Source organism: Burkholderia sp. Bp9015 (assembly GCF_003853505.1).
Taxonomy (GTDB): Bacteria; Pseudomonadota; Gammaproteobacteria; order Burkholderiales; family Burkholderiaceae; genus Burkholderia.
The window spans coordinates 39,516-61,076 of sequence record NZ_QTPZ01000018.1; the positions used below are offsets into that span (position 1 = coordinate 39,516).

At 62.8% G+C, this 21,561-nt stretch carries 18 protein-coding genes; 4 read left to right on the forward strand and 14 right to left on the reverse strand.

Annotation, left to right across the window (positions count from 1 at the left end; all coding sequences use genetic code 11):
- Positions 1–47: 47 nt before the first annotated feature.
- The 14 genes from DIE12_RS20035 to DIE12_RS20095 form a co-directional block, all read right to left on the reverse strand.
- On the reverse strand, positions 48–800 hold the full coding sequence (locus tag DIE12_RS20035) for an SDR family NAD(P)-dependent oxidoreductase (RefSeq protein WP_185641033.1): 753 nt from the start codon (positions 798–800) through the stop codon (positions 48–50).
- A 136-nt stretch (positions 801–936) separates the two neighbouring features.
- Positions 937–1,728: an enoyl-CoA hydratase/isomerase family protein gene (locus DIE12_RS20040; protein ID WP_124523628.1), complete on the reverse strand. Its 792-nt coding sequence runs from the start codon at positions 1,726–1,728 to the stop codon at positions 937–939.
- A gap of 170 nt (positions 1,729–1,898) precedes the next feature.
- Complete coding sequence (locus tag DIE12_RS20045) at positions 1,899–2,828, reverse strand: LysR family transcriptional regulator (protein WP_124523630.1); 930 nt, start codon at positions 2,826–2,828, stop codon at positions 1,899–1,901.
- 129 nt (positions 2,829–2,957) lie between these two features.
- A complete protein-coding gene (locus DIE12_RS20050) occupies positions 2,958–4,319 on the reverse strand; it encodes an MFS transporter (RefSeq protein WP_124523632.1) in 1,362 nt (453 codons plus the stop codon).
- Between the two features lie 133 nt (positions 4,320–4,452).
- Positions 4,453–5,307 carry an SDR family NAD(P)-dependent oxidoreductase gene (locus tag DIE12_RS20055; protein WP_260429031.1) on the reverse strand — a complete coding sequence of 285 codons (855 nt, stop codon included), beginning with the start codon at positions 5,305–5,307 and terminating at the stop codon, positions 4,453–4,455.
- A complete protein-coding gene (locus tag DIE12_RS20060) occupies positions 5,234–6,115 on the reverse strand; it encodes an SMP-30/gluconolactonase/LRE family protein (RefSeq protein ID WP_124523634.1) in 882 nt (293 codons plus the stop codon). The genes DIE12_RS20055 and DIE12_RS20060 overlap by 74 nt, the downstream gene beginning before the upstream one ends.
- Positions 6,112–6,699: a nuclear transport factor 2 family protein gene (locus tag DIE12_RS20065; RefSeq protein ID WP_124523636.1), complete on the reverse strand. Its 588-nt coding sequence runs from the start codon at positions 6,697–6,699 to the stop codon at positions 6,112–6,114. Before DIE12_RS20065 ends, DIE12_RS20060 begins: the two co-directional genes overlap by 4 nt.
- Positions 6,700–6,748: 49 nt before the next feature.
- Positions 6,749–8,833: an acetate--CoA ligase family protein gene (locus DIE12_RS20070; protein WP_124523638.1), complete on the reverse strand. Its 2,085-nt coding sequence runs from the start codon at positions 8,831–8,833 to the stop codon at positions 6,749–6,751.
- A 43-nt stretch (positions 8,834–8,876) separates the two neighbouring features.
- Positions 8,877–11,174: an acyl-CoA dehydrogenase family protein gene (locus DIE12_RS20075; RefSeq protein ID WP_124523640.1), complete on the reverse strand. Its 2,298-nt coding sequence runs from the start codon at positions 11,172–11,174 to the stop codon at positions 8,877–8,879.
- A 78-nt stretch (positions 11,175–11,252) separates the two neighbouring features.
- Positions 11,253–12,026, reverse strand: a complete 774-nt coding sequence (locus DIE12_RS20080; protein WP_124523642.1) for an enoyl-CoA hydratase/isomerase family protein — start codon at positions 12,024–12,026, stop codon at positions 11,253–11,255.
- Between the two features lie 45 nt (positions 12,027–12,071).
- A complete protein-coding gene (locus DIE12_RS20085) occupies positions 12,072–12,884 on the reverse strand; it encodes an SDR family NAD(P)-dependent oxidoreductase (protein ID WP_124523644.1) in 813 nt (270 codons plus the stop codon).
- Entirely contained in the window at positions 12,877–13,035 is a 159-nt protein-coding gene (locus DIE12_RS38140) for a hypothetical protein (RefSeq protein WP_185641034.1), read from the reverse strand. The genes DIE12_RS20085 and DIE12_RS38140 overlap by 8 nt, the downstream gene beginning before the upstream one ends.
- Before the next feature lie 32 nt (positions 13,036–13,067).
- Positions 13,068–14,279: an SDR family NAD(P)-dependent oxidoreductase gene (locus DIE12_RS20090; protein WP_124523646.1), complete on the reverse strand. Its 1,212-nt coding sequence runs from the start codon at positions 14,277–14,279 to the stop codon at positions 13,068–13,070.
- A gap of 4 nt (positions 14,280–14,283) precedes the next feature.
- On the reverse strand, positions 14,284–15,939 hold the full coding sequence (locus DIE12_RS20095) for a long-chain fatty acid--CoA ligase (protein ID WP_124523648.1): 1,656 nt from the start codon (positions 15,937–15,939) through the stop codon (positions 14,284–14,286).
- A 431-nt stretch (positions 15,940–16,370) separates the two neighbouring features.
- Here DIE12_RS20095 and DIE12_RS20100 point away from each other — a divergent pair, with 431 nt between their 5' ends.
- The 4 genes from DIE12_RS20100 (at position 16,371) to DIE12_RS20115 (ending at position 21,390) form a co-directional block, all read left to right on the forward strand.
- Positions 16,371–17,432 carry an LLM class flavin-dependent oxidoreductase gene (locus DIE12_RS20100; RefSeq protein WP_124523650.1) on the forward strand — a complete coding sequence of 354 codons (1,062 nt, stop codon included), beginning with the start codon at positions 16,371–16,373 and terminating at the stop codon, positions 17,430–17,432.
- Between the two features lie 287 nt (positions 17,433–17,719).
- A complete protein-coding gene (locus DIE12_RS20105) occupies positions 17,720–18,910 on the forward strand; it encodes a porin (RefSeq protein ID WP_124523652.1) in 1,191 nt (396 codons plus the stop codon).
- A 67-nt stretch (positions 18,911–18,977) separates the two neighbouring features.
- Positions 18,978–20,054, forward strand: a complete 1,077-nt coding sequence (locus DIE12_RS20110; RefSeq protein ID WP_124523654.1) for an alcohol dehydrogenase — start codon at positions 18,978–18,980, stop codon at positions 20,052–20,054.
- Between the two features lie 121 nt (positions 20,055–20,175).
- Complete coding sequence (locus DIE12_RS20115) at positions 20,176–21,390, forward strand: CaiB/BaiF CoA-transferase family protein (RefSeq protein ID WP_124523656.1); 1,215 nt, start codon at positions 20,176–20,178, stop codon at positions 21,388–21,390.
- The last annotated feature ends 171 nt before the right edge of the window (positions 21,391–21,561 follow it).

Genomic DNA, 21,561 nt, shown 5'->3' on the forward strand with positions numbered 1-21,561 from the left:
ACTGCGCAGGGACGAGAGCGACGGTTCGGGAAGCGAGTTCGGGAAGCTCAAATATTCGTGAAGGTAATTCCGCCGTCGACAGCCAGCCATTGCGCGGTAATGAAGTCCGCATCGTCCGATGCCAGATACACGATCGCCTTGGCGATGTCATCGACGTCGCCCAGACGGCCCAGCGGCGTCGTGGACACGCGCCTGGCGTCGCGCTCTTCGTTGCGGTTGCGTAGCGTGCCTTCGGTCGGCACCGCGGACGGGCAAACCGCGTTGACGCGGATCTTGCGGGCTCCGAGTTCGGCTGCTGCTGCGCGCGTGATGCCGAGGATTCCTGACTTGATGCCCGAATACACGATCGAGTGGGTGGCCGAACGCAGCGCTGCGGTCGATGCCACGCTGACGATGGCGCCGCCTTCGCTCATCACTGCCGCAGCGGCCTGGATACCCCAGACCACGGCCTTGAAGCCGATATCGAGCATTCGATCCATGGTTTCGGGGGCGATGTCCGCAACCGACTGGTAGCGCACCCACGCCGCATTGTTGACCAGAATGTCGAAGCGACCGCCTTTGGCGTGGACTTCGTTCACTGCTTCAGTCATGCCCTCGCGGGTGCTCACGTTCTTCACGACCGGAAGCGCCCGGCCGCCGGCATCGATCACGGCGGCGACCGTATCGTCGACGAGTTCCGCCTTCAGATCGTTGATGCCGACGACCGCACCACGAGCCGCGAGCCGAAGCGCCGTCGCCTTGCCGATCCCCGCGCCAGCGCCGGTCACGAGCGCATAGCGTCCGGCCAAATCCTGTTGCATATCAATCTCCGTCGAAAAAGGTATTGAGAACGGCTCCATCGCGGCGGTCGAGCACGCTCGACGACCCATGGACCGAAGCCATCGCCGGCTTGCGGGAAACGCAAGCGCCTGGAAACGGTATTTCCGACAGCGTTTCCTAGCGGCCCTTAAATACCGGCTCACGCTTTTCCAGGAATGCCATACGCGCTTCCTTGGCGTCTTCCGTCCTGGACAGCATCATCGTGATGTCCTGCTCGTGACGGTAAGCTTCGCGCTGTGGCATTTGATCGGTGAAATTCGCGGCCTTCTTCGCCTGAATGAGCGCGATGGGCGACTTGCCGGCGATGCGGCGGGCAAGTTCCATCACGTGAGGCATAAGCGCATCGGCGGGCAGCACGTCTTCCAGCACGTTGCGACGGAGAAGGTCCTGAGCCGTCAGTTTGTCGCCGGTAAAGAACATGCGACGGACGGTCGAACGACCGAACAGCGTGCGCAGCATCGACGCACCGCCGGCCAAGCCGACGTTGATTTCAGGCATCGCGAATACGGCGTTTGTGCTCGCGTACATGATGTCGCACGCAGCCATCAAACCCAGGCCGGCGCCCAGGGCCGCACCGTTGACAGCCGCGATCACGGGCTTCGCGCATTCCTTGACGGCGTTGCCGGTTTCGCGGGTCCAGCGGTTGTGGTCGAGGAAGTCGCCGGGGACATCGGGATCGGGGCGGTCACGGAGGTCCGCACCCGAACAAAAGGTATTGCCGGCACCGGTAAGCACCGCGCAGCGAATGTCGTCGCGAGCGCTGATTTCGTCAAATACCGCAATGAGGCGGCGACGCATGGCTCGCGACAGCGCGTTCTTGACCTCGGGGCGATTCAGCGTGACGAGGGCCACGCCGTCGGCGACTTCCAGGGTGACCGAGTCGGTGTCTATGCTGCATGCTTCGCTCATGGTCGTGTCGTCTCCTGAAGGGATTTTTCTAATCGGGCTGTCAGGGATTGTACTGTCCCACGGTCGGACGATTTTCAATCAAAAACGCGTTCTGATTTGCGTGAAATAGCAGGTAGTCTGCGCGATATCGGAGCGTTATCATGCGTCGCGCCGGGCGACACCGATTTGCTTCACGGCGACTCGTACGCGGAGAACCGGAGTTCCGGACCGGACACGCGGGAGGCCACGAAGTCCAGGAACAGGCGGATCTTGGTCGGGATCGCGGGTGAGTCGATAATCGTCGCGTACATCCCGTCTTCAAAGCTGGAGTTGGTGACCTGATACTCGGGAAGCAGGCGAACCAGTTTTCCGCTTATCAAATCCTTGTGAACGGTGTAGTCGTCGAGCAGAACGATGCCTTCGCCCATGCGCGCGAATTCGAGCAGTGCGATACCGTTATTGGTGACATGCCGGGGCTGAAAATGAACTTCGATTTCGGCGCCGTCTTTCCGGAAGCGCCAGGAATAACCGGATCCCGGCATGGAGTAAGCGATGCATTGATGGTTCTTCAGTTCTTCCGGTGCCGTGACCGAGCTTCGGCCAATGAAGTAACCGGGGGAGACCACCAGATGGCGCTCGCTTCGGAACAGAATCCGGCGCTTGATCCCGGATTCGATCGGCGGGGCAATCCGAAAGTCGATATCGATTTGATCCTTGTTCAGGTCCGACGGCGCTTCGCTCAGCGTCAATTCAATCCGAATGCTCGGGTACAGCTTGGAGAATTCGGTAATCACGGTCGGCAATACGCCGAGGCCGAACATGACGCGTGAATGCACGCGTAGCGTGCCCGACGGGGCCGAGGTGATGGACGAGATGCTTCGGTGCGCTTCGTCGATGCTCCGCAGAATGCCTTCGACGTGTTTTGCGTACTCGATGCCCGCTTCGGTCAGCGTGACGCAGCGGGTCGTGCGGGTGAACAGCTTGACCTTCAAGTCGTTCTCGAGATCCAGAACCATTCTCGAAACGGAGGCCGGCGCGATGCCGAATTGGCGGGCAGTTTCCGAAAAACTCTTGTTCCTGGAAATGGAAAGAAAAAATTCCATTGCACGAAGTCTGTCCACGAAGTCTCCATATTCCCCGTTGACAATGAACGGGGATATTGTAGGTACGGGATTACCCCAGTCAAAAAACACAAAGCCGCTACACATTGGCAGCGGCTTTGCCGAGTCGTATTCGGAGTCGCTGGCTCGTTAGTGGGCGGCTTCACCTGCGGGCAAGCCTGCATAGCCATGCCGCAGTGAAGGAATGCGGAAACCGATGCAGAAGATCGACACCGACGCGATCACCGCGGGGAGTGCGATCCATGCAACGATGGTCGTCAACGGCCAGCCCAGGCCGATCATAACAGGGCCCAGGAACGTGCCGGCAATGCCCCCAAAGCGGCCCATGCCGAGCACCCACGCTGCGCCGGTGGCGCGGCTGCTGGTCGGATACATTTGCGTCGCGAGCGTGGACATCGACGAGCACGCGCCGTTGTTGGTCATGGCCGCCATGATCAGCAGCGTCAGCAACGTATCGCCGCGCGCACCGCTGATCGACACCAGAAGCGCCATCAACATCGAGATGGCGAAATACGCCGAGATCACGCGGACCGGGCCGAACTTGTCCATCAATATGCCGCCCAGCAGGATGGCGATACCCGAGCACCAGTTGAACCACATCATCGTGTCGGCGGTCTGGGCGAGCGTGCGGCCATCTCCCTGGAGAATGGTCGGCAGCCACATGCTCAGCACGTACAGCGTGATAGTCGAGCAGATGTAAGCAACCCAAAGCAGCAGCGTCGGGCCGCGCAGCTTGTCGGAGAACAGTTCCGCGACCGGAAACTTGCGCTTTTCGACTGCAGCCGCCACATCGGCGACGAACACCGTGTCGGTGAAATCGGCCGTCGGGTCGATGCGCTTCAATGCTTTCGCGATCTTGTCCTGGCCCTTGCCCGCCGCCGCCAGATATCGAACCGATTCCGGCAGAAAGAAGGCGAGCAGCACGGCAACCACGACAGGGGCGATGCCGCCGATGATCAGATAGCCTTCCCAGCCATGTACCGGGATGACCGATTTGGCCAGCGGCCCGGTAATGCCGCCGCCCACGGCGAAGCCGAAGAGCATGAAGTTCACGGCACGCGAGCGCATGCGCGACGGCAGAAACTCGTTCATGAGCGTCGCACACAGCGGGATGGCGGCGCCGAGGCCGACGCCGGTCAGCAGACGCGACCACATAAGTTCGGTCACGTTGGTCGAGCAACCCGCCGCGATCGAGAACACGCCGAAAAAGGCGACCGACGTCACGAGCACGACGCGACGGCCGATGCGATCGGCAAGCGGCGCGCCGAAAATCGCGCCGATGCCGATACCGACCAGCGCGGCGCTGAGCACCGGCGCCAGATCGGCTTTGGTCACACCCCATTGCTTGATCAGGGCGGGTGCGATCAGGCCCATCGCCGAGGTGTCGAGGCCATCGAGAACGATGGTCACGAACATCAGCGCAAAGAGAATTGCGTGGAAAGGCTTGAGCGGTCGTTGATCGATGAACGACTTGACGTCAATGGTCTGCATGCTTTGTCTCCTTTTATGTTTTGAACGGACTTCAGGAAGGGCGGGCTGGCCATTCGCCGTGGTCCACGCCGCCCTGCCGTCCTGTCCGGTTTTTTACATCACGCTCTACGTCACACCGGGCTCCCGACATGCGTCAGAGATAGGCAATGGCGGAACCGCCATCCACGCGAACGCATTCACCGTTCACGAACGCGCTCTCGTTCGAAGCCAGGAAGCACACGGCATTGGCGATGTCGTCCGGCTGGCCGAGGCGCGGCATCGGTGTCTTCGCCTGGCGGATCTTGCGCGTCTCTTCGGACACGTTCTTGACCACGCCTTCGGTCTCCGTGTAGCCGGGGGCGACCGAGTTCACGCGGATGCCGCGCGGCCCGAGCTCCGCCGCGGCCGCGCGCATCAGGCCGAGCACGCCCGCCTTCACGCCGCAGTAGACGAGCGCCTTGGGCAGGCCGATGAAACCCGACGACGAAGCGATATTGACGACCGAGCCGCCGTCCTTCATGTATTGCGCCGCAGCCTGAATGCCCCACACGACCGAATTGAAACCCGTACCCGTCATCATCGACACGTCTTTCTCGGTGATTTCCAGAACCGGCGCATAGCGCACCCACATTGCGTTGCTCACGATGATGTCGAAACGACCGGCCACCTCGGCGAGGCCGGCGGCGGCCTTGAAAATCGTGTCGCGTTCGGCAACGTTGCCGCCGAACCCATGGGCGACACCGCCCTGTGCGTTGATTTCGCCGGCTGCAGCCTGCGCGGCGCCGAGGTCGCGATCAAGGATGCCGACGACGGCCCCCTCGCGAACGAATTTGTTGACGATACCTCGACCGATCCCTTGAGCGCCGCCCGTCACAAGCGCGACCTTGCCTTCCAGTTGCTTCGCCATTTCCACTCCTGAACGTCGTCTGATTGATTCACTGATCCTTGAAGCGGCATTCCGGCAGGCCGCGCACACCCGTACCGGTGACGGCGACCACCGCGCCGGCATTCGGGTTGGGGCTGTTGAGCGCATTCCCGCTGTTGCTGATGCTGGTCACGAAGATCGTGTCGAGCGCCGGCCCCCCGATGGACGGGCAGGTCGGATAGACGGTCGGCAGGTCGATAATCCGGTCGAGCCGGCCATCGGGCGTGAAGCGCGCCAGTTGTCCCGCGATGACCAGGGCCGTCCAGAGGTTGCCTTCGGCGTCGATGGCGGCGCCGTCGGGGCCCGATTTGAGCGATGTCGTATCCACGAACAGCGTTCGTTCGCTCAGCGTACCGGTCACGGAGTGGTAGCGATAGCGACGCAACTGGTGACTCAAGCTATCCGAAAAATACAGATACCGGCCGTCCGGCGAGAAGCATGTCGAGTTCGTGATGCAGATACCGGTCTCCAGCACCTTCAGATTGCCCCGGCCATCGAGTTGGTACAGCTCGCCCACGGGCTCGCGGCGGCCGAGCGCCATCGACCCGAGAACGAGACGGCCTTCGCGATCGACCCGGCCGTCGTTGAGGCGCATGTTCGGGGCCGGGTGCGCCACATCGACGAAGTGCGCGAGGTCGCCGCTCTCGGTATCGAGGAAATGGAAGCCGTCCACGAGCGCGACCAGCAGGCGGCCGCTTTCGCACAATGCGATCGCGCCGATCTGCGACGGCAATGTCCATTCGCGAACCGTATTCGTTTCCAGCTCACGCGCCTTCACGAGACACGCGCGGGAATCGATCCAGTACAGGATCTGCTTGCGGTCGTCCCACAGCGGACACTCGCCCAGTGCGTCACGCGAGTCCCCGCAGATGCTGATGGTGTGATTGGTCATGATGCCTTGCGTGACTCGCCTGGTTGCGCTGCGTGACGCGCCAGCATGTCGGCGCGGGCTTCGTAGAGCGCATCGTGAGGGCAATGGGCGCCGAGCGGACGACGCGCGGTGCCGAACATGCCGACTTCGGTGGGATCCGCGACCGGCGTTCTGCGCGACCAGTCGTAGACCACGGTGCGAGCCGCGACCTTCCATTCGCCCTTTCGTTTTTCGAAGCGGTCGAGATAGCGCCCATACAGCGAAACTTCGGTGACCGTGCCGGGCACGACCTGGCGATCTTCCTGGACCGCGTGGAAATAGCTTTCGGCCAACGCGTGGTCGCCGTGCAACTCGATCATGATGTTGCCGATCAGGTGGACGCCGCGGCGTGGCGTTCTCAGCACGTCCAGCACCCAATCGCAGAATCCGGTTGCCGAGCCCTGGTAAGGCCCGTGGCGGTCCGTTGCGTCCGGCCAGTAGGTGGCGCGCAACGCCGCCTCGTCACGCCGATCCACGCCTCGGCAATAGCGGTACAGACATTCTCGAATGGCTTCGCGGTCGAGCAGATCCTGCACGGCCCGATTCGATACTTTGTTGTGGTCCATATGTTGGCCGGGCTGAAGAAGGGAAATGCCGGTGCATTTCTGCTTGCGGCTATTGCTTGATGATGACGGCGTCGAGCACGGCGGCGCCGGTCTCGCGCACGACCAGCGGATTGACGTCGACGCTCTGGATTTCCGGGTGGTTCATCGCGAAATCGGACAGTTTGACCATGGCGGTGACCAGCGCATCCATGTCCTTGGGCGCTGCACCACGCCAGCCTTTCAGGAGGGCAGTCGCCTTCACCCTGTCGAGCGCCTGGCGTGCGCGCGCTGGCGTGAGCGGGGCAGAGACCAGCGACACGTCCTTGTACAACTCGGTGTTGACGCCGCCGGCACCGACGAGAATCATCGGGCCGAAGGTGGCATCGTTGTTCACGCCGAGGATCATTTCGGTGCCACCGACGATCATCGGGCACACGAGGATGCCGTCGATCCGCGCACCGGGTGCATGGGCACGGACGCTGTCCAGGATCTGCCGGTATGCCGCACGCACGCCGTCGGCGTTCCTGACGTTGAGGGCTACGCCGCCGACTTCGGTCTTGTGCACGATTTGCGGGCTCACGATCTTGAGCACCACCGGGTAGCCCATTGCGTCGGCGGCGGCCACAGCTGCATCGGCGTCGACGACCAGCACGTCTCGCGGCACCGGCAGGCCGGCGTCGGCCAACGCTTCCTTGGCCAGTGCCTCCGTGTTCACATCGCCGAGCGCCCGCGCCTGTTGCGTCGCTTCAGCAGGCTCATAGAGGTTCGCCCAACGTGCGCGGATCGTTGCCGCGGCGCCCAGCGCGAGCGTGGCGCGCGTCGCGTCGTTGAATACCGGAATGCCGATCTTTTCGAGCTCGCGGTCCACCTCCGGCACGGACAGCGTGACGATGACGACGTCGCGTTTAGGATGTCTTGCCTTGAGCTCGGCAAGCGGCTGCGCGTAATTGCTCTTGAACGACGCGGGGGCCAGGCCCGCCGAGGCCAGGTACGCGAGCGTCGTGCCGTAGCTGCTGTTCGACAGCATGAGGTCCAGCGCCCGGACCGTGCCGTTCCTGACCGACGTGATTTGAGCCGTGACGTCGAGCGGGTTGGCTGCGACCGCGAACGGAAGCAGTTCGAGCATGGCCGTCTTGGCGGCTTCGGGAAGCGCAGGCATCGTGAGGCCGGAATCGCCGCATGCGTCTGCGACCATCACGCCGATGCCGCCCGACGACGTGAGAACACCGAGTTCGTTGTTGACGGGCAGGTGGCCCGTGGTCGAGATCAGGTACGCGACGTCCAGCATCTCCTCCTGCGAGCGGGCGCGATACGCGCCGCACTCCGCGAACACGGCGTCGTAGGCCGCGTCGTTGCCGGCCAGCGAACCCGTGTGGGTTGCCGCAGCGGCAGCCCCGAGCTCGGAGCGGCCGACCTTCATGATGATGACCGGCTTTTGCGCGTTGGCCGCTTTCAGCAGCGCGCGCCGCAGTTTTTGACCATCCCTTGCCGATTCAAGTGCGGCCAGGATGACCCGCGTGCCCGGGTCTCCGGCCAGGTAGTCGATCGCTTCCGCGACGTCCACGTCGGCTTCGTTGCCGGTCGCCACGATCTTGCTGAAGCCCATGCCGCGCAGCGTGGCGGCGCCGTAGAGCGCGGAGCCGAACGCGCCCGACTGCGTCGCCAGCGCGATGTTGCCGGTTTTCGGGCACACGCCGTAGAGCACGACCGAGAAGGTCGAGAACAGGCGCGATTCGACGTTCAGCAGGCCAAGCGAATTCGGGCCGATCATGCGCACGCCGGCGGCTTGGCACATGGCGGCCATCCGGTCCTGAACGGCGCGGCCCTGCGCGTCGATCTCGGCAAAGCCTGCGGTCAGGACCACGACGGACTTGACACCCTTGCGGATCGCGTCGCGCAATGCGGATTCCACGCTGCCGGTCGGAACGACGATGATCGCCTGATCGGGCACCTCGGGGACGTCGAGGATCGACGGATAGGCCGGTATCCCCTGGATTTCCGAGCCGCTGCGGTTGATCGGAAACAATGTGCCTTGATAGCCGGATTCGCGAAGGAATCGCAGCACGCGACCGCCGATGCGGTCCGGGTCCGACGAGGCGCCGATAACGGCTACCGAGTTGGCGTCGAACAGTGCGCTGAGCGTAGACGAGGTCATGGTATGCGAATGAAGTCGATGATTGCCGGGACGGGCAGCGGATTCAGGCCTGTGCGACGAGCCAGTCGAGACATTGGCTGCGGTTGCCGAACCGCTCCGCCGCCGTGCGCGACTGCATGCAGAGCTGGGTTGCCGGCATTTCCACCGTCATGCCCATGCCGCCATGCATCTGGATCACGGCATGGCCGACTTCCCTGGCAACGCCTGCGCAGAACATCTTGGTCAGGATCACCAGCCGATCGATCGCGCAGTCGTCGCTGCCTTCGAAACCTTCGATCAGACGAGCGACTTGCCCCTTGATCCCCTCGTAGGCCACATAGCAATCGACGACGTTGTGCCTGAGCGCCTGATGGACGGCCAGCGGCTTGCCGAACTGCACGCGGTCGTTCAGGTACTGGATCGTCTGTTCGACCTGGGCGCCGACCGCTCCCACGATCTGCACGCATGTCAGCAGTGCGCCGATCTGCAGCGCCTGGTTGACCGCGACGTTGGCTGCGGCGCCGGTCAGTACAATGTCGTCTTCGTGGACCTGGAGACCGTCGACGACGTAATCCGCGGTCACCGTACCGTCGATCCCGCCGAAGAACCGCGCGCGCTCGGCCACGCGCGCTCGCTCGATCAGCACCAGCGCCTGGCCCTGCGGTGTCGACGCGTTGAAGATCAGGTGCGTTGCCGGCTCGCTTTCGTTCGAGCCGCGTACGGCACCGCGCAGCACGTTGCCCTCCAGGCTGACCGTAGCGGCCTGCAACGGGGCGCCCAGGTGCGATTGCAGGATGGGCGACACGGAAGCCTTGCCGCCGAGCAGTTGTTCGAGCACCGGCGAGACGGTCGCTGCCGCGGCCGCCGCCGCCGCCGCTTCGAGGAGAACCGGCGCCACCGCGCAACGCTCGACCAGTGGCGCGACGTTCGGATAACGCGCGGCCGCTTCGACGATGCCGGCGAGATCGGCGAGTGTCGCGCCGATGCCGCCGTTGTCTTCCGAGACCAGCACCGACTGCCAGCCCAGTTGGAGGGCTTGCTGCCACTTGCCCGACGCCTTTCCTTCGACGGCGTTGCCCTTGTGTGTTTCGGCGGCAGCGGCCAGACGGGCCGCCGAGTCGAACATGTCGCCATGGAACATGATACTGACCGCGTAGCCCGCGTCCATGATCGATTTGGCGATGATGTTCTTCTGGACTTCCGTCGAGCCGCCCGCGAGCGTACGGGAACGGTAGAACAGGTACGTGTGGACGAAGTTGCGTTCGAGATTCAGCTCGTCTTCCGGCGATGTCAGCGGCAGCAGGCGCGCAGCGTATTCGGGACCGAGCACGTCCATGGCAATCGACGTTACTTCCTGGCTCTGTTTCGAGCATGCCATTTTCAGCGCCGAGGACTTGGCCGACTGCAGCGTCCCTGCCATGTCTTCCCGGATCGCCGAGAGCAGGATCTCGCGTGTCCCGTATGCGCCGGCTTCGACTTCGAACAAGCGGTCGAGCGCCTTCAGCAACGACGGGGTCGCGCCTTTCTCCCTGATCTTGTCCCGAACCAGCTCGGTTACCTGCTGCACGTGACGAAGCAGGCGCGGCGTCAGCGCCGGGCTCAGGCGCTCGCGATCGAGCAGGAACTTGCCGTATGACCAGCCCTGGCCTTCGGCACCGATGCGATTGAACACCGGCACCTTGACGTCCTTCAAGAATACTTCGTTGACGTGATGCCACTGGTCGATCGTATGGATCGGGCGGACCTCGATGCCCGGCGTATTCATCGGGATCAGCAGCAGCGTGATGCCTTCCTGGCGCTTGCCTTCGTTGCTCGTTCGCACGAGCGTATACATGATGTCGGCTTCCTGGGCGTGCGAGGTCCAGATCTTCTGGCCGTTGACGATGTAATGCTCGCCGGCTTCGTCCAGAACCGCGGAAGTCTTGAGGGACGCAAGATCAGAGCCGGCACCGGGTTCCGAATAGCCTTGGCACCACCATTCCGAACCATCGATGATCGGCGGCAGAAAGCGCGCTTTTTGCTCGTCCGTGCCGAATGCCTGGATGACGGGACCGATGTGGCCGATACCGTGGTGATACAGCTGCGGACAGTCCATCGCCGCCGTCACTTCTTCGAAGATCAGGCGCTGCATCACGTTCCAGCCGGGTCCGCCGAACTCCGTGCTCCAGCCGGGTGCCGAATAGCCAAGCCCGCCCCTGGCCATGGCCGCCGTGTATCGGCTCAGCAGCTCGCGGCCGAGCTTCTTGTTTGCGCGCGTTGCAGCACGCACTTCAGCGGGCACGTTGGCTTCGATATAGTCGGCGATTTTTTTGCGAAACGCTGCATAAAACGCTTCGTCTCTTACCTGATCGACTTCGCTCATGATTGACTCGATGTAATCCAATAGGGCGGCGATACCGGACGAGGGTGCCTCCGCAGAATTTTCAGAGTGTCCGCCGGATCAGCGGCCCACATACACGGGCGTGCGCTTCTCGATGAAGGCGCGCTGCGCTTCCTTCGAGTCTTCCGTTTTCGACAGGAATTCGGTGTTGCCCTGTTCGTAGCGATAGGCTTCACGCAGCGGCATGTTCTCGGTCAGGCGAGCCGCTTCCTTCGCAAGGCGCAACGCGATGGGCGACTTCGACGCAATTTCCGTCGCGATTTCCATCGCGAACGGCATCAGTTCTTCCTTCGTCGTGCATGCTTCCACAAGACCGAGCCGGTACAGCTCGCGACCGGTGACTTTCATGCCCGTGTAGAACATGCGGCGGGCCCGCGACTGACCGAAAATGCGATTCAGGAACGACACGCCGCCGGCGAGGCCGACGTTGATCTCGGGCATCGACACGTAAGCCTCTTCCGAGGCCACCCAGATGTCCGAGTTCATGACGATGCCGAAGCCGGCGCCCATGGCCGCGCCGTTGATCGCGGCAATGATGGGCTTCGGGCATTCGCGGATCGCGTACGCCGACTCGCGGACGATGCGGTGATGCTTCGGAAACGCACCCGGCTGCGACAGATCCTTGCGGTCGTTGAGGTCGGCGCCGGCCGAAAACGCGGAACCCGCACCCGTCACGATGATGACCGACACGTCGTCACGCGCACCGAGCACGTCGAAACAGTCGATGATTTCATGGCGCATTTCCGCGTTCTGGGCGTTGCGCTTTTCCGGGCGATTGAGCGTAACGACAGCGATCTTGTTGTTGATCTCGACCAGCAGGGTATTGAATTCCATTTTGTGACTTCCTCTATTGATTTCGAGTGGTGCTTGAACAGCCAATCAGATGCGCGGAATATTCGCCATGACGATCCGGCTCAAACCGCCGTCGACCAGGAGATCTTCGCCATTGATGTAGCCGGATCGGTCGCTGGACAGGAAAAGAATCGCTTCCGCCATGTCCCGCGGGGTGGCAATCCGGCCGCTGGGTACAGCCCGGTTGCGCGCCTGGAGACAGCCTTCGTCCTGGTAATAGGCTTCGCTCATCGGGGTGCGAACCAGTCCGGGGCTGACGCAATTGCTGCGAATGCCGAATGGCGCGAGTTCCAGGCAAAGTTGCCTGGAGAGCATCAGCACGCCGGCCTTGCTCACGCTATAGGCAATACCGTTCGGTATCGCGATGTCACCGCCGATCGACGCGACATGTACAATAGTTCCGCCCTGTCCTGCGTCGCGCATCTGGGCGCCGAACGCCTGTGCGCACAGGAATGCGCCGGTCAGGTTGATCGACAGCAGACGATTCCATTCATCGACCGATGCATCGAGCAGGGCGGTGCGGCCGCCCCCGCCGATACCCGCGTTGTTGACCAGCACCTGCGCGGCGCCGAGTTCACGGAACACCGTCTTGGCGGCGCGCGCCACGGAGGTGGCGTCGGATACGTCACAACCGATCGCGATGGCGGTACCGCCCGCCAGCCGAACTTCGTTGACGAGCTCGGCGCCGAGCGCTTCGGTTCGATCGACGACGGCGACTTTCGCGCCCGCCGCCGCCATTTGCCGGGCCGTTTCCGATCCGATACCGCCGGCACCGCCGGTCACGACGCAAGTGCGCCCGGAAAGGCCCAGCCACGACAGGGCGTTTTCAATCTCACTCATGGCCGTTCCTCACAGGCTGGCCGGCGTAATCCGCATGCCGCTCGTGAAAGGCGGGATGAAGACCGGGAACGGCACCGGTCCACGGACGCCGGTAGCTGCGTGGGGCGATGAACTTTTCCTTGATCCGCCGTTGCTCGATTAACTGCGCCATCCTTGTCTCCATCGGTTATCGGTATGCGTCGTTCAGCGGGCGAGCGTCCACGACTGGCCGGTCAAGAATTGCGATGCCGCGCCGGCCATGTAGCGGGTAATGGGCCGCACGTCGTCGACCGGCGTATGCGCGTGGACTTCGAGTGAGTTGATGCGCAGTCCCTTCGAGCCCCATTCGCACGCCTGTGTCGCGACGAACATGCGCGTTGCCGCGTCGTCGCCGCAGGTGCGCCAGTCGGTGGGCTGGGTGGGCAACAGAAGCGTGAGGCTGGCGCTGTGCGTATGCCAACGAGCGAAGCGCGTTGCCGCTTCATGCGCCGCGTTCAGACGCTGGCCGTCGGGTGCGTTCAGCACCGACGCGTCGATTACCGCGCTGTATCCGGCGTTCCGGTTGCTCGTCTGCAGCGCGATCCAGTCCTGCGTGGCGTCCCGGGTAGTACCCGTGACCTCGATGGCCGTATCGGTATCCAGGGGCAGCACGTCGTATTCGGCCGGCGCGCACGGGGCAGATCCGCCGTAAGCCGAAGCCGCGCCGTCCACCGACAGGGCGGACCCCGATAAAGGGCGAGCGCCTTCGCTAGCAAGGAAGAACAGTGCTTCCGCAAGTTCGGCTGGCTCCGCAATACGGCCGAGCGGCGTCTTTCCCGCTGCGCGAACCGGATCGAGCCGGCCCGATTCGATCAGGCGACGGACGATTTCCGTGCGTACGAAACCGGGGCACAGCGCGGTCACGCCAAGATCCGGGCGCGCGACGGCCAGCGCCTTCGTGAACGCGATCACGCCGGCTTTGGTGGGCGAGTACACGCCGCGCAATGGAATCGATTGGAGTCCGGCGCCTGACGCGACATTGACGACGCGAGCATGCGGTTTGAGCCTTGTTGCCAGTGTCCGGAACATCAGGCGCGGTGCGTCGAGATTCAGACGGACGAGCGGCGCGAATTGTTCTTGCGTCATGGCCGTGAGTGGCAATTGCGTGCTGTCCGACATGCCTGCGTTGTTGATCAACGCATCGAGATGCGGCATATCGGCGGCCAGTGCCGCAATTTCCGCCGGTTCCATGAGGTTGACGACGCGAATCAGGTGCGGCTCGCCGGCCTGCGGCATTGTCTCGAGCAAGCTCTGCAGCGCTTCGGCCTGGTGATCCACCAGCACGCAGCGCCAGCCAGCCATGGCGAAACGCATCGCGCTCGCACGACCGATTCCTGATGCGGACCCGGTGATAAGCACCGTTTTTTCGGATTGCATAGGTTTATCCTCGGGCGTGGTCGATATCGGTCGAGAACCGGAAGCCCTCGAGCTGTTTGCGCAGCGCAACCTTGTACAGCTTTCCGGTCGCGGTATGAGGGAGGGAATCGACGAACACCACGTCGTCGGGAAGCCACCACTTGGCCACGTGACGGCGCATGTGATCCAGGATTTCCTGCGTTGTCGCCTCCATCCCGGGGTGCCTTACCGCGACGAGCAGCGGGCGCTCCTGCCAGTGCGAGTGAGGCAGCCCGATGACCGCCGCCTCGGCAATCGCGGGATGGCTGAGGGCCGCGCTTTCCAGGTCCAGCGACGAAATCCATTCGCCGCCGGACTTGATCACATCCTTCGCGCGATCGGTGATCTTGAGAAAGCCGTCCGCGTTCAACGTCGCCATATCGCCGGTCGCGAACCAGCCGTTCGCGTCCCAACCGTCGTGCTCGTGCTTGTAATAGGCGCGGGAAATCCACGTGCCGCGCACCTTCAGCTGGCCGGTGGTTTGCCCATCGCGCGCCAGCGGATTGCCCGCGTCGTCGAAGATCGCGATTTCGGTACCGGGCAGCGGGCGACCGGCCAGCATCTGGAGCTCGAGGCGCTCGTCACGCGTCAAATGTGCGTGCTTGGCAAGCGGCACGTTTACGGTCACGACCGGACTTGTTTCGGTCATTCCCCATGCCTGATGCAAACAGGCGCCGAAATACTGCTGGAGCCGCTCGATCACGCGGCGCGGGGCGGCCGATCCGCCCGAGAGTGCGCGCGTCATGACGATGTCGCGGCGGCGCCGTTCCGGATCCAGGTTCTGCGCATAGTCGAGCAGCGACATCCAGACGGTCGGTACGCCGCAAGACACCGAGCATTTCTCGTCGCGGAGCATCGCGTACACGTTTTCCCCGGACAGTTGCGAGCCCGGCAGAACAAGCTTGGCGCCGGCCATTGCGGACGAATGCGGGATGCCCCAGCCGTTCACATGAAACATCGGGACGATCAGGAGGATGCTGTCGCGCGCGCTGATCGCGAAGCTGTCGGCCATGCAGGTGGACATCGCATGCAGTACCGTTGAACGGTGGCTGTACAGGACGCCCTTTGGATTGCCGGTCGTGCCCGACGTAAAGCACATGGACGAGGCGGTGTCTTCGTCGAGTCGCGGCCATGCATATGCGTCACTGCACGCTGTAATCAGGGATTCATAGCAGGCGAGGCCTGGGACGGTCAGGTCGGGCATCTGGTCGGCTTCGCACAGTGCGATAAAGCCCCTGACGCCCGGACATTGCGGCGCAATCTCTTCGACGAGCGCGGCCAGGTTCACGTCGAAGAACACGTGCGTGCTCTCGGAGTGATTGAGGATGTAGACGATTTGCTCGGCAAACAGGCGCGGATTGACCGTAGTCAGGACCGCACCGGTGCCGGACACTCCGTAATAGAGTTCAAGGTGACGGTGTGTATTCCACGCCAGGGTTGCGACACGCTGACCGGCGCGTACACCCAGGGACCGGATCAGGTTGGCAACCTGCTTCGAGCGGCCGAGCGCGGCGGACCAACTGTAGCGATGAATATTGCCGTTGCCCAGGTGGGACACGATTTCCCGATCGCCATGGTAGTTGGCCGCATGCTCGATCAGATCGGAGATCAGCAGTTGCCGTTGTTGCATCAGTCCGTTCATCGTCGTCCTGTTTTATCGATCTAAAGTCTCACTCCATGAACCCGTTTGCCGACTCGGGCGAACGGAGCCCCGAGGCAGGCCGCGCGACGCATGTCATCCGAACCCCACCTCATCTATTCGTAATGCTGACGGTCTCCAACCGTATTCCGTCCCGCGAGCCGTATCGGATCACGCCTGCGAACCTGCAGCGCGCGACGAGCGCATCGGGATGAATCACAGAGTTAATGCCAATCCGGGGGCTGAAATATCCTCAAATGGCTGAGGCTAATGTACTACACGGAATGAGCGAAAACGGGCGCGTATTTATGTCGAATTCGCAATACAGAACGAGAAATTGTGTGGGTTGTGTGATGGATGACGGGCTACTCATAATCCGCTTCAGCTTGAGCTCCAGCCAGTCAGCCATTCATCACTACAACGGAGATGCCACCATGGAATTCGGCGTATTTCTACTTGCGCAGCAGCGCAGCTACGCTCAGACATCCCAGAGCGTGATCCACAACACCATCGAGCAAACGGTCGTGGCCGAGCAGGCCGGCTTCGATACTGCGTGGTACGCCGAGCACCATTTCAACAACTACTCGCTGTCGCCGTCGCCGTTGATGACGATTGCGCATGCGGCGGCCAGGACGACGAAAATTCGCCTTGGCTCGGCGGTGTGCATTCTTCCGCTCTATCATCCGGCACGCCTGCTGACCGAGATCGGCCTCGCCGATACGCTGTCGGAAGGGCGTCTCGAGCTGGGGATCGGCTCGGGCTACCAGCAATTCGAATTCGAGCGATTCGGCTGCAACCTCGCCAACAGCGGCGAGATCTTCCATGAGGTCTGGGACATCCTCAACAAGGGACTCAACGAGAAGGTCTTCGAGTACAAGGGCAAGCACTTCGACATGCTGCCCACCTCGGTCGCGGTCCGGACGGTTCAGGACAAGGTGCCGCTCTGGATCACGTCGATGAACCCGGGCACGCTGGGTCGTGCATTCAACGAAAACGTCAACCTGTTCACGACCGTCCTGCACGGCGGCAAGGACGCGCTGCGCGGCTTGCGCAGCCGGCTGGAGGGGCTGGCCGCGGAGATGGGCAAGGATATCGGCCAGACCAGGATCGGGTTTCTGCGGTGTGGCTTTGCATCGGACAGCAAGGCAGAAATCGATGCGTATCTCGATTCGGCACGCTGGGCGCGCCGTATCTCGGAGGCGCTGAAGGATCGTCGGATGGACGTGGACGACGGCTACCTGATGAAGGAGACGCCTTGCGCCGCCGACATGACGCTCGATCAGTTGCGCCAGAACTTGCCGGTCGGGTCCGTCAACGAGGTGATCGACAAGCTCCTCGCTGAAATCGAAATCCTGAAGCCGAACCATATCGCGCTTCAAACGCAGCTCGGCGACTGCGACCAGCAGACGATGCTCCGGCAGATCGAGCTGTGGGGCGACAGGATCATCCCGGCCGTGCGGAAGGAGCTGGCTCGCAACAGCATGCTCGCGGCTTGAACGACCGGATGAAATGACGACGGCATTGCGTTCGCCATTGACCGTCAGTGGTGCGATTACGCCAATTGCGCGGTCGCACTTACGGCCATTCGTGCGGTGCCGCCGCAACCGGATAAGCCGCACAAGTCGTCGTCACCGGAATCAGATGCGGATACGTTTTGTTTGGCGTTGTTGTGCTGTCGTACGGAGATTGAAATAACGTTGTTTTTCGATTTCTTTTCACTTCGCGGACGGATACGACAGGTGTCCGATCACGCAATTAATAGAAAAAGATTGGAGACACTGCAATGAAAAAGACTCTCGCGGGCGCTGCATTGGCGATGTTCACAGTTGCGGCACACGCACAAAGCTCGGTCATGATATATGGCATTCTCGACCAGGCCATGACGTACACGAATAACACCGGCACGACCAATGCGAACGGCACCGTGACGCCGGCAGGCTCGAAATTCGCGATGGATTCGCTGTCGGGCACGGCCGGTTCGCGCTGGGGTATCCGGGGTGACGAAGACCTCGGAGGCGGTCTTCACACGATCTTTACGCTGGAATCGGGTATCAATATTCCGACCGGTGGCTTCGGTCAGGGCGGCCTGATGTGGGGCCGCCAGATTTTCGTCGGCCTGCGGAGCACGCAATACGGCCAGGTGACGCTGGGTCGCCAGTACGATTCCGTTTACAACTTCACGATGGCGCTCGATGCAGGCTCGCTGAATTCGAACGGCGCTTCGATGCACGCCGGCGACCTCGACAACGCCGCAATCAATCTGCGTCAAAACAATTCGATCCGCTATCTGAGCCCGAGCATCAAGGGCCTGACCTTCGGTGGCGGGCTTGCTCTCGGCGGTGTCGCCGGAGACGTCACCAACGGCCTGCAATACAACTTCGGTGCGCAATACGAAACGGGCGTGGGCCTGAAGGTCGGCGCAGCGTACGAGTTCTTCAAGAATCCCACCGGCAGTACGAGCGGCACCGGCTGGTTCACGTCGAACGGCTCGGGCACGCTGCTGAGCCATCAACTGGACGCCGGCTACGTGAGCGCGCGGTCATACCAGATCGCGATGGTGGCTGCGCAATACACGAAGGGCGCGTGGACGTTCGCGGGTTCGTGGTCGAACGCCGAATTCGGCAACATGACGAGCTTCAACGGCGCGGCGGTCAGGTTCAATACGTTCGATCTGGGCGCCCATTACATGTGGACGCCCATGTTCTCGACGTCGATCGGCTGGAACTACCAGACGTCGGCCGGCGTGACGCGGCCGGACGGCACGAAGGTCGGCAACCAGCACTCGAACCAGTTCTACGGGCTCGCGTGGTACAGCCTGTCGAAGCGTACGGCGCTGTATGCCGCGGTGGGCTATCAGGACGCACGGGGCGTCAATTCGCAGGGCGGCAGCGCCGTTGCCGACATCGACAATATCGTGGACAGCGCGACCGGCAAACAGGTTGTCGCGCGAATCGGCCTCCGTCAAAGTTTCTGAGTCAGGTATGCCTGTCGCGTGATGGCACAAGACGTCGCAGCGCAAAGGCTAATTGAGGAGCAGTGCAATGTTGAGCTACGACGTCATCGAACATGGCAAGCCGTTGCAGGTGAAACTGCGCGAGACCCCAGTGCCGAAGGGCCGGGAAGTGCTGATCAAGGTCACCCATGCCGGATTGTGCCACTCGGACATTCACCTGTGGGAAGGCTACTTCGATATGGGGGGCGGCAAGAAGGCGATGCTGAGCGAACGCGGCTTGCGGCCGCCGCTGACGCTCGGCCACGAACCGCTCGGTACGATCGTCGCGTGCGGCGAGGACGTGATCGAGGCCACCGTCGGTCAGAAGAAGCTGGTGTTTCCGTGGATCGGATGCGGGGCGTGCCGCCCATGTGACATCGGTCGCGCAAACCTCTGCGCGAAGCCGCGCAACATCGGCATCGCGACGCCGGGCGCGTTCGCGTCGCATCTGCTGGTTCCCGACGAAAAGTATCTCGTCGATGTCGACGGGCTGGACGATGCGTTTGCGGCAACGCTGGCGTGCTCGGGGCTGACGTCGTACGCGGCAGTGGCCAAGCTGCCGCAGACCCATGCCGGCGACTGGGTGGCGGTGATTGGCTGCGGCGGCGTGGGGATGTCCGCGATCTCGATCCTGCGCGCACGTGGTGTCGAGAACGTGATCGCCTGCGATGTCGACGAAGACAAGCTTGCCGCTGCGCGGCAACTCGGTGCCACGAAGACGCTGCGTTCGAATCACGACCAGGCGGGCGCGGAGCTGCTCGCGTCGACCGAAGGGCGACTGGCCGGCGCGATCGATTTCGTCGGCGTGCCCGGGACCTTCGCGCTGGCGAACCTCGCCCTGTGCAAGGGCGGCATGTACGTGATCGTCGGATTGCATGGTGGCGAACTATCCATGCCGATGCCGCCGATCGCCCAGCGATCGCTGGCCATCGTCGGCTCGTTCGTCGGCACGCTCGCGGACCTGAAGGAGACGGTTCAGCTCGCGAAAAGCGGCCGGCTGCTTCCGCCGCCGCTGCGCACGCGCAGCGCGAATGAAATCAACGACGCATTCGAAGATTTGAGCGGCGGCCGCGTCGTGGGACGCACGGTGCTCGAATTTTCCGATAGTGAAGAAACTGCGGCGTAAATGGATGCGGATGGTGTTCGGGCAGTCGCGGGCGGTCGCAAACCCACCTGCTGACTAGACAAAACGCCGTCCGCATGCCGGAGTCCGCTTTGTCTGGCGAGATGCAACGAGGAACGACCCAATGGTTTCAGAAAACGGCGCACTGCCGCTTGCCGGCGTACGCGTGCTCGATCTTTCGCGCGTGCTGGCCGGGCCGTGGTGCGCGATGGTGCTCGGCGACCTGGGCGCGGAGGTCATCAAGGTCGAGCATCCCGGTCGCGGCGACGACACACGCGACTGGGGCCTGCGCATCGGCCGCACCGAAACGGCCTATTTCAATAGCGTGAATCGCAACAAGCGCTCGCTCACGCTCGACCTGCAGACCCCGGAAGGACAGCAGATCGCTCGCGACATTGCGAAAACTTTCGATGTCGTCATTCAGAATTTCAAGTTCGGCGGCGCGGAAAAGCTTGGGCTTGGCTACGAGCAATTGACGCGCGAAAACGCCAGGCTAGTTTACTGCTCGATTTCCGGTTACGATCGCGCCGGCCCGGAGGCCACTCGCCCCGGCTACGATTTGCTCGTGCAGGGCGAGGCCGGATTGATGGCGTTGAATGGCGAAGCCGAACGGCCGCCGCTCAAGTTCGGCGTTGCGGCCGTCGACCTGTTTACCGGCATGTATTCGGCGCAGGCGATTCTCGCCGCGCTCTACGAACGTGAACGCACCGACTGCGGGCGTCACATCGAAATGGCGCTGTTCGACTGCGGGCTCATGATCACGGCCTACTACGGACTCGAGGCGCTTGTGGCCGGCGAGGATCCGCCGCGTTTCGGCAACGAGCATCCGTCGATCGTGCCGTATGGCGTATTCGACGCCGAAGACGGCCCGCTAGTGGTCGCGGTGGGCAATAACGGTCAGTACGAACGCTTTTGCCGTGAAGTGCTGCGGCGCCCGGAACTTGCCGACGACGCGCGCTTCAAGACCAATATCCTGCGCTCGCAGAATCGCGCTGTGTTGCTGCCCGAAGTCCGCCGCGCCATTGCGGGCGAGAAGCGCGCTGCGCTGCTCGCCAAGCTCGCCGGCGCGGGCATTCCATGCGGCGAGGTGGCGGGGCTGCGCGAAGCGCTGCTGTCGGAGCGCGCGACGCAAGCGGGGCTCCTGACCATGCAACCTCACCCTCATACGGAATCCGGCACGACGCCCGTGCTTGCGCCGCCGTGGCGCTTCGATGGCGAGCGCATGCCGGTGCGACGTGCGCCGCCGCAACTGGGCGAGGGTACGCGCGACGTGCTGCAACACGTGCTCGGCTACAGCGCCGAGCGTATTGCCGAGCTGGCCGAGCGGGGCGTGGTGTGAGCGCGAGCCGCGCGTCGAGGGGCGACGCGCCGTCGACGTGCGGTGACGACGCATCGGCGGTACAAGGCCGCATCGACGCCGGCCATCGGGCTATCGCGTTATCGACGCCCGATTGATTCGGGTACGGGCGGGAAGAGCAGAATCGAAGCGTATTGATGTCGATTTCCTAAT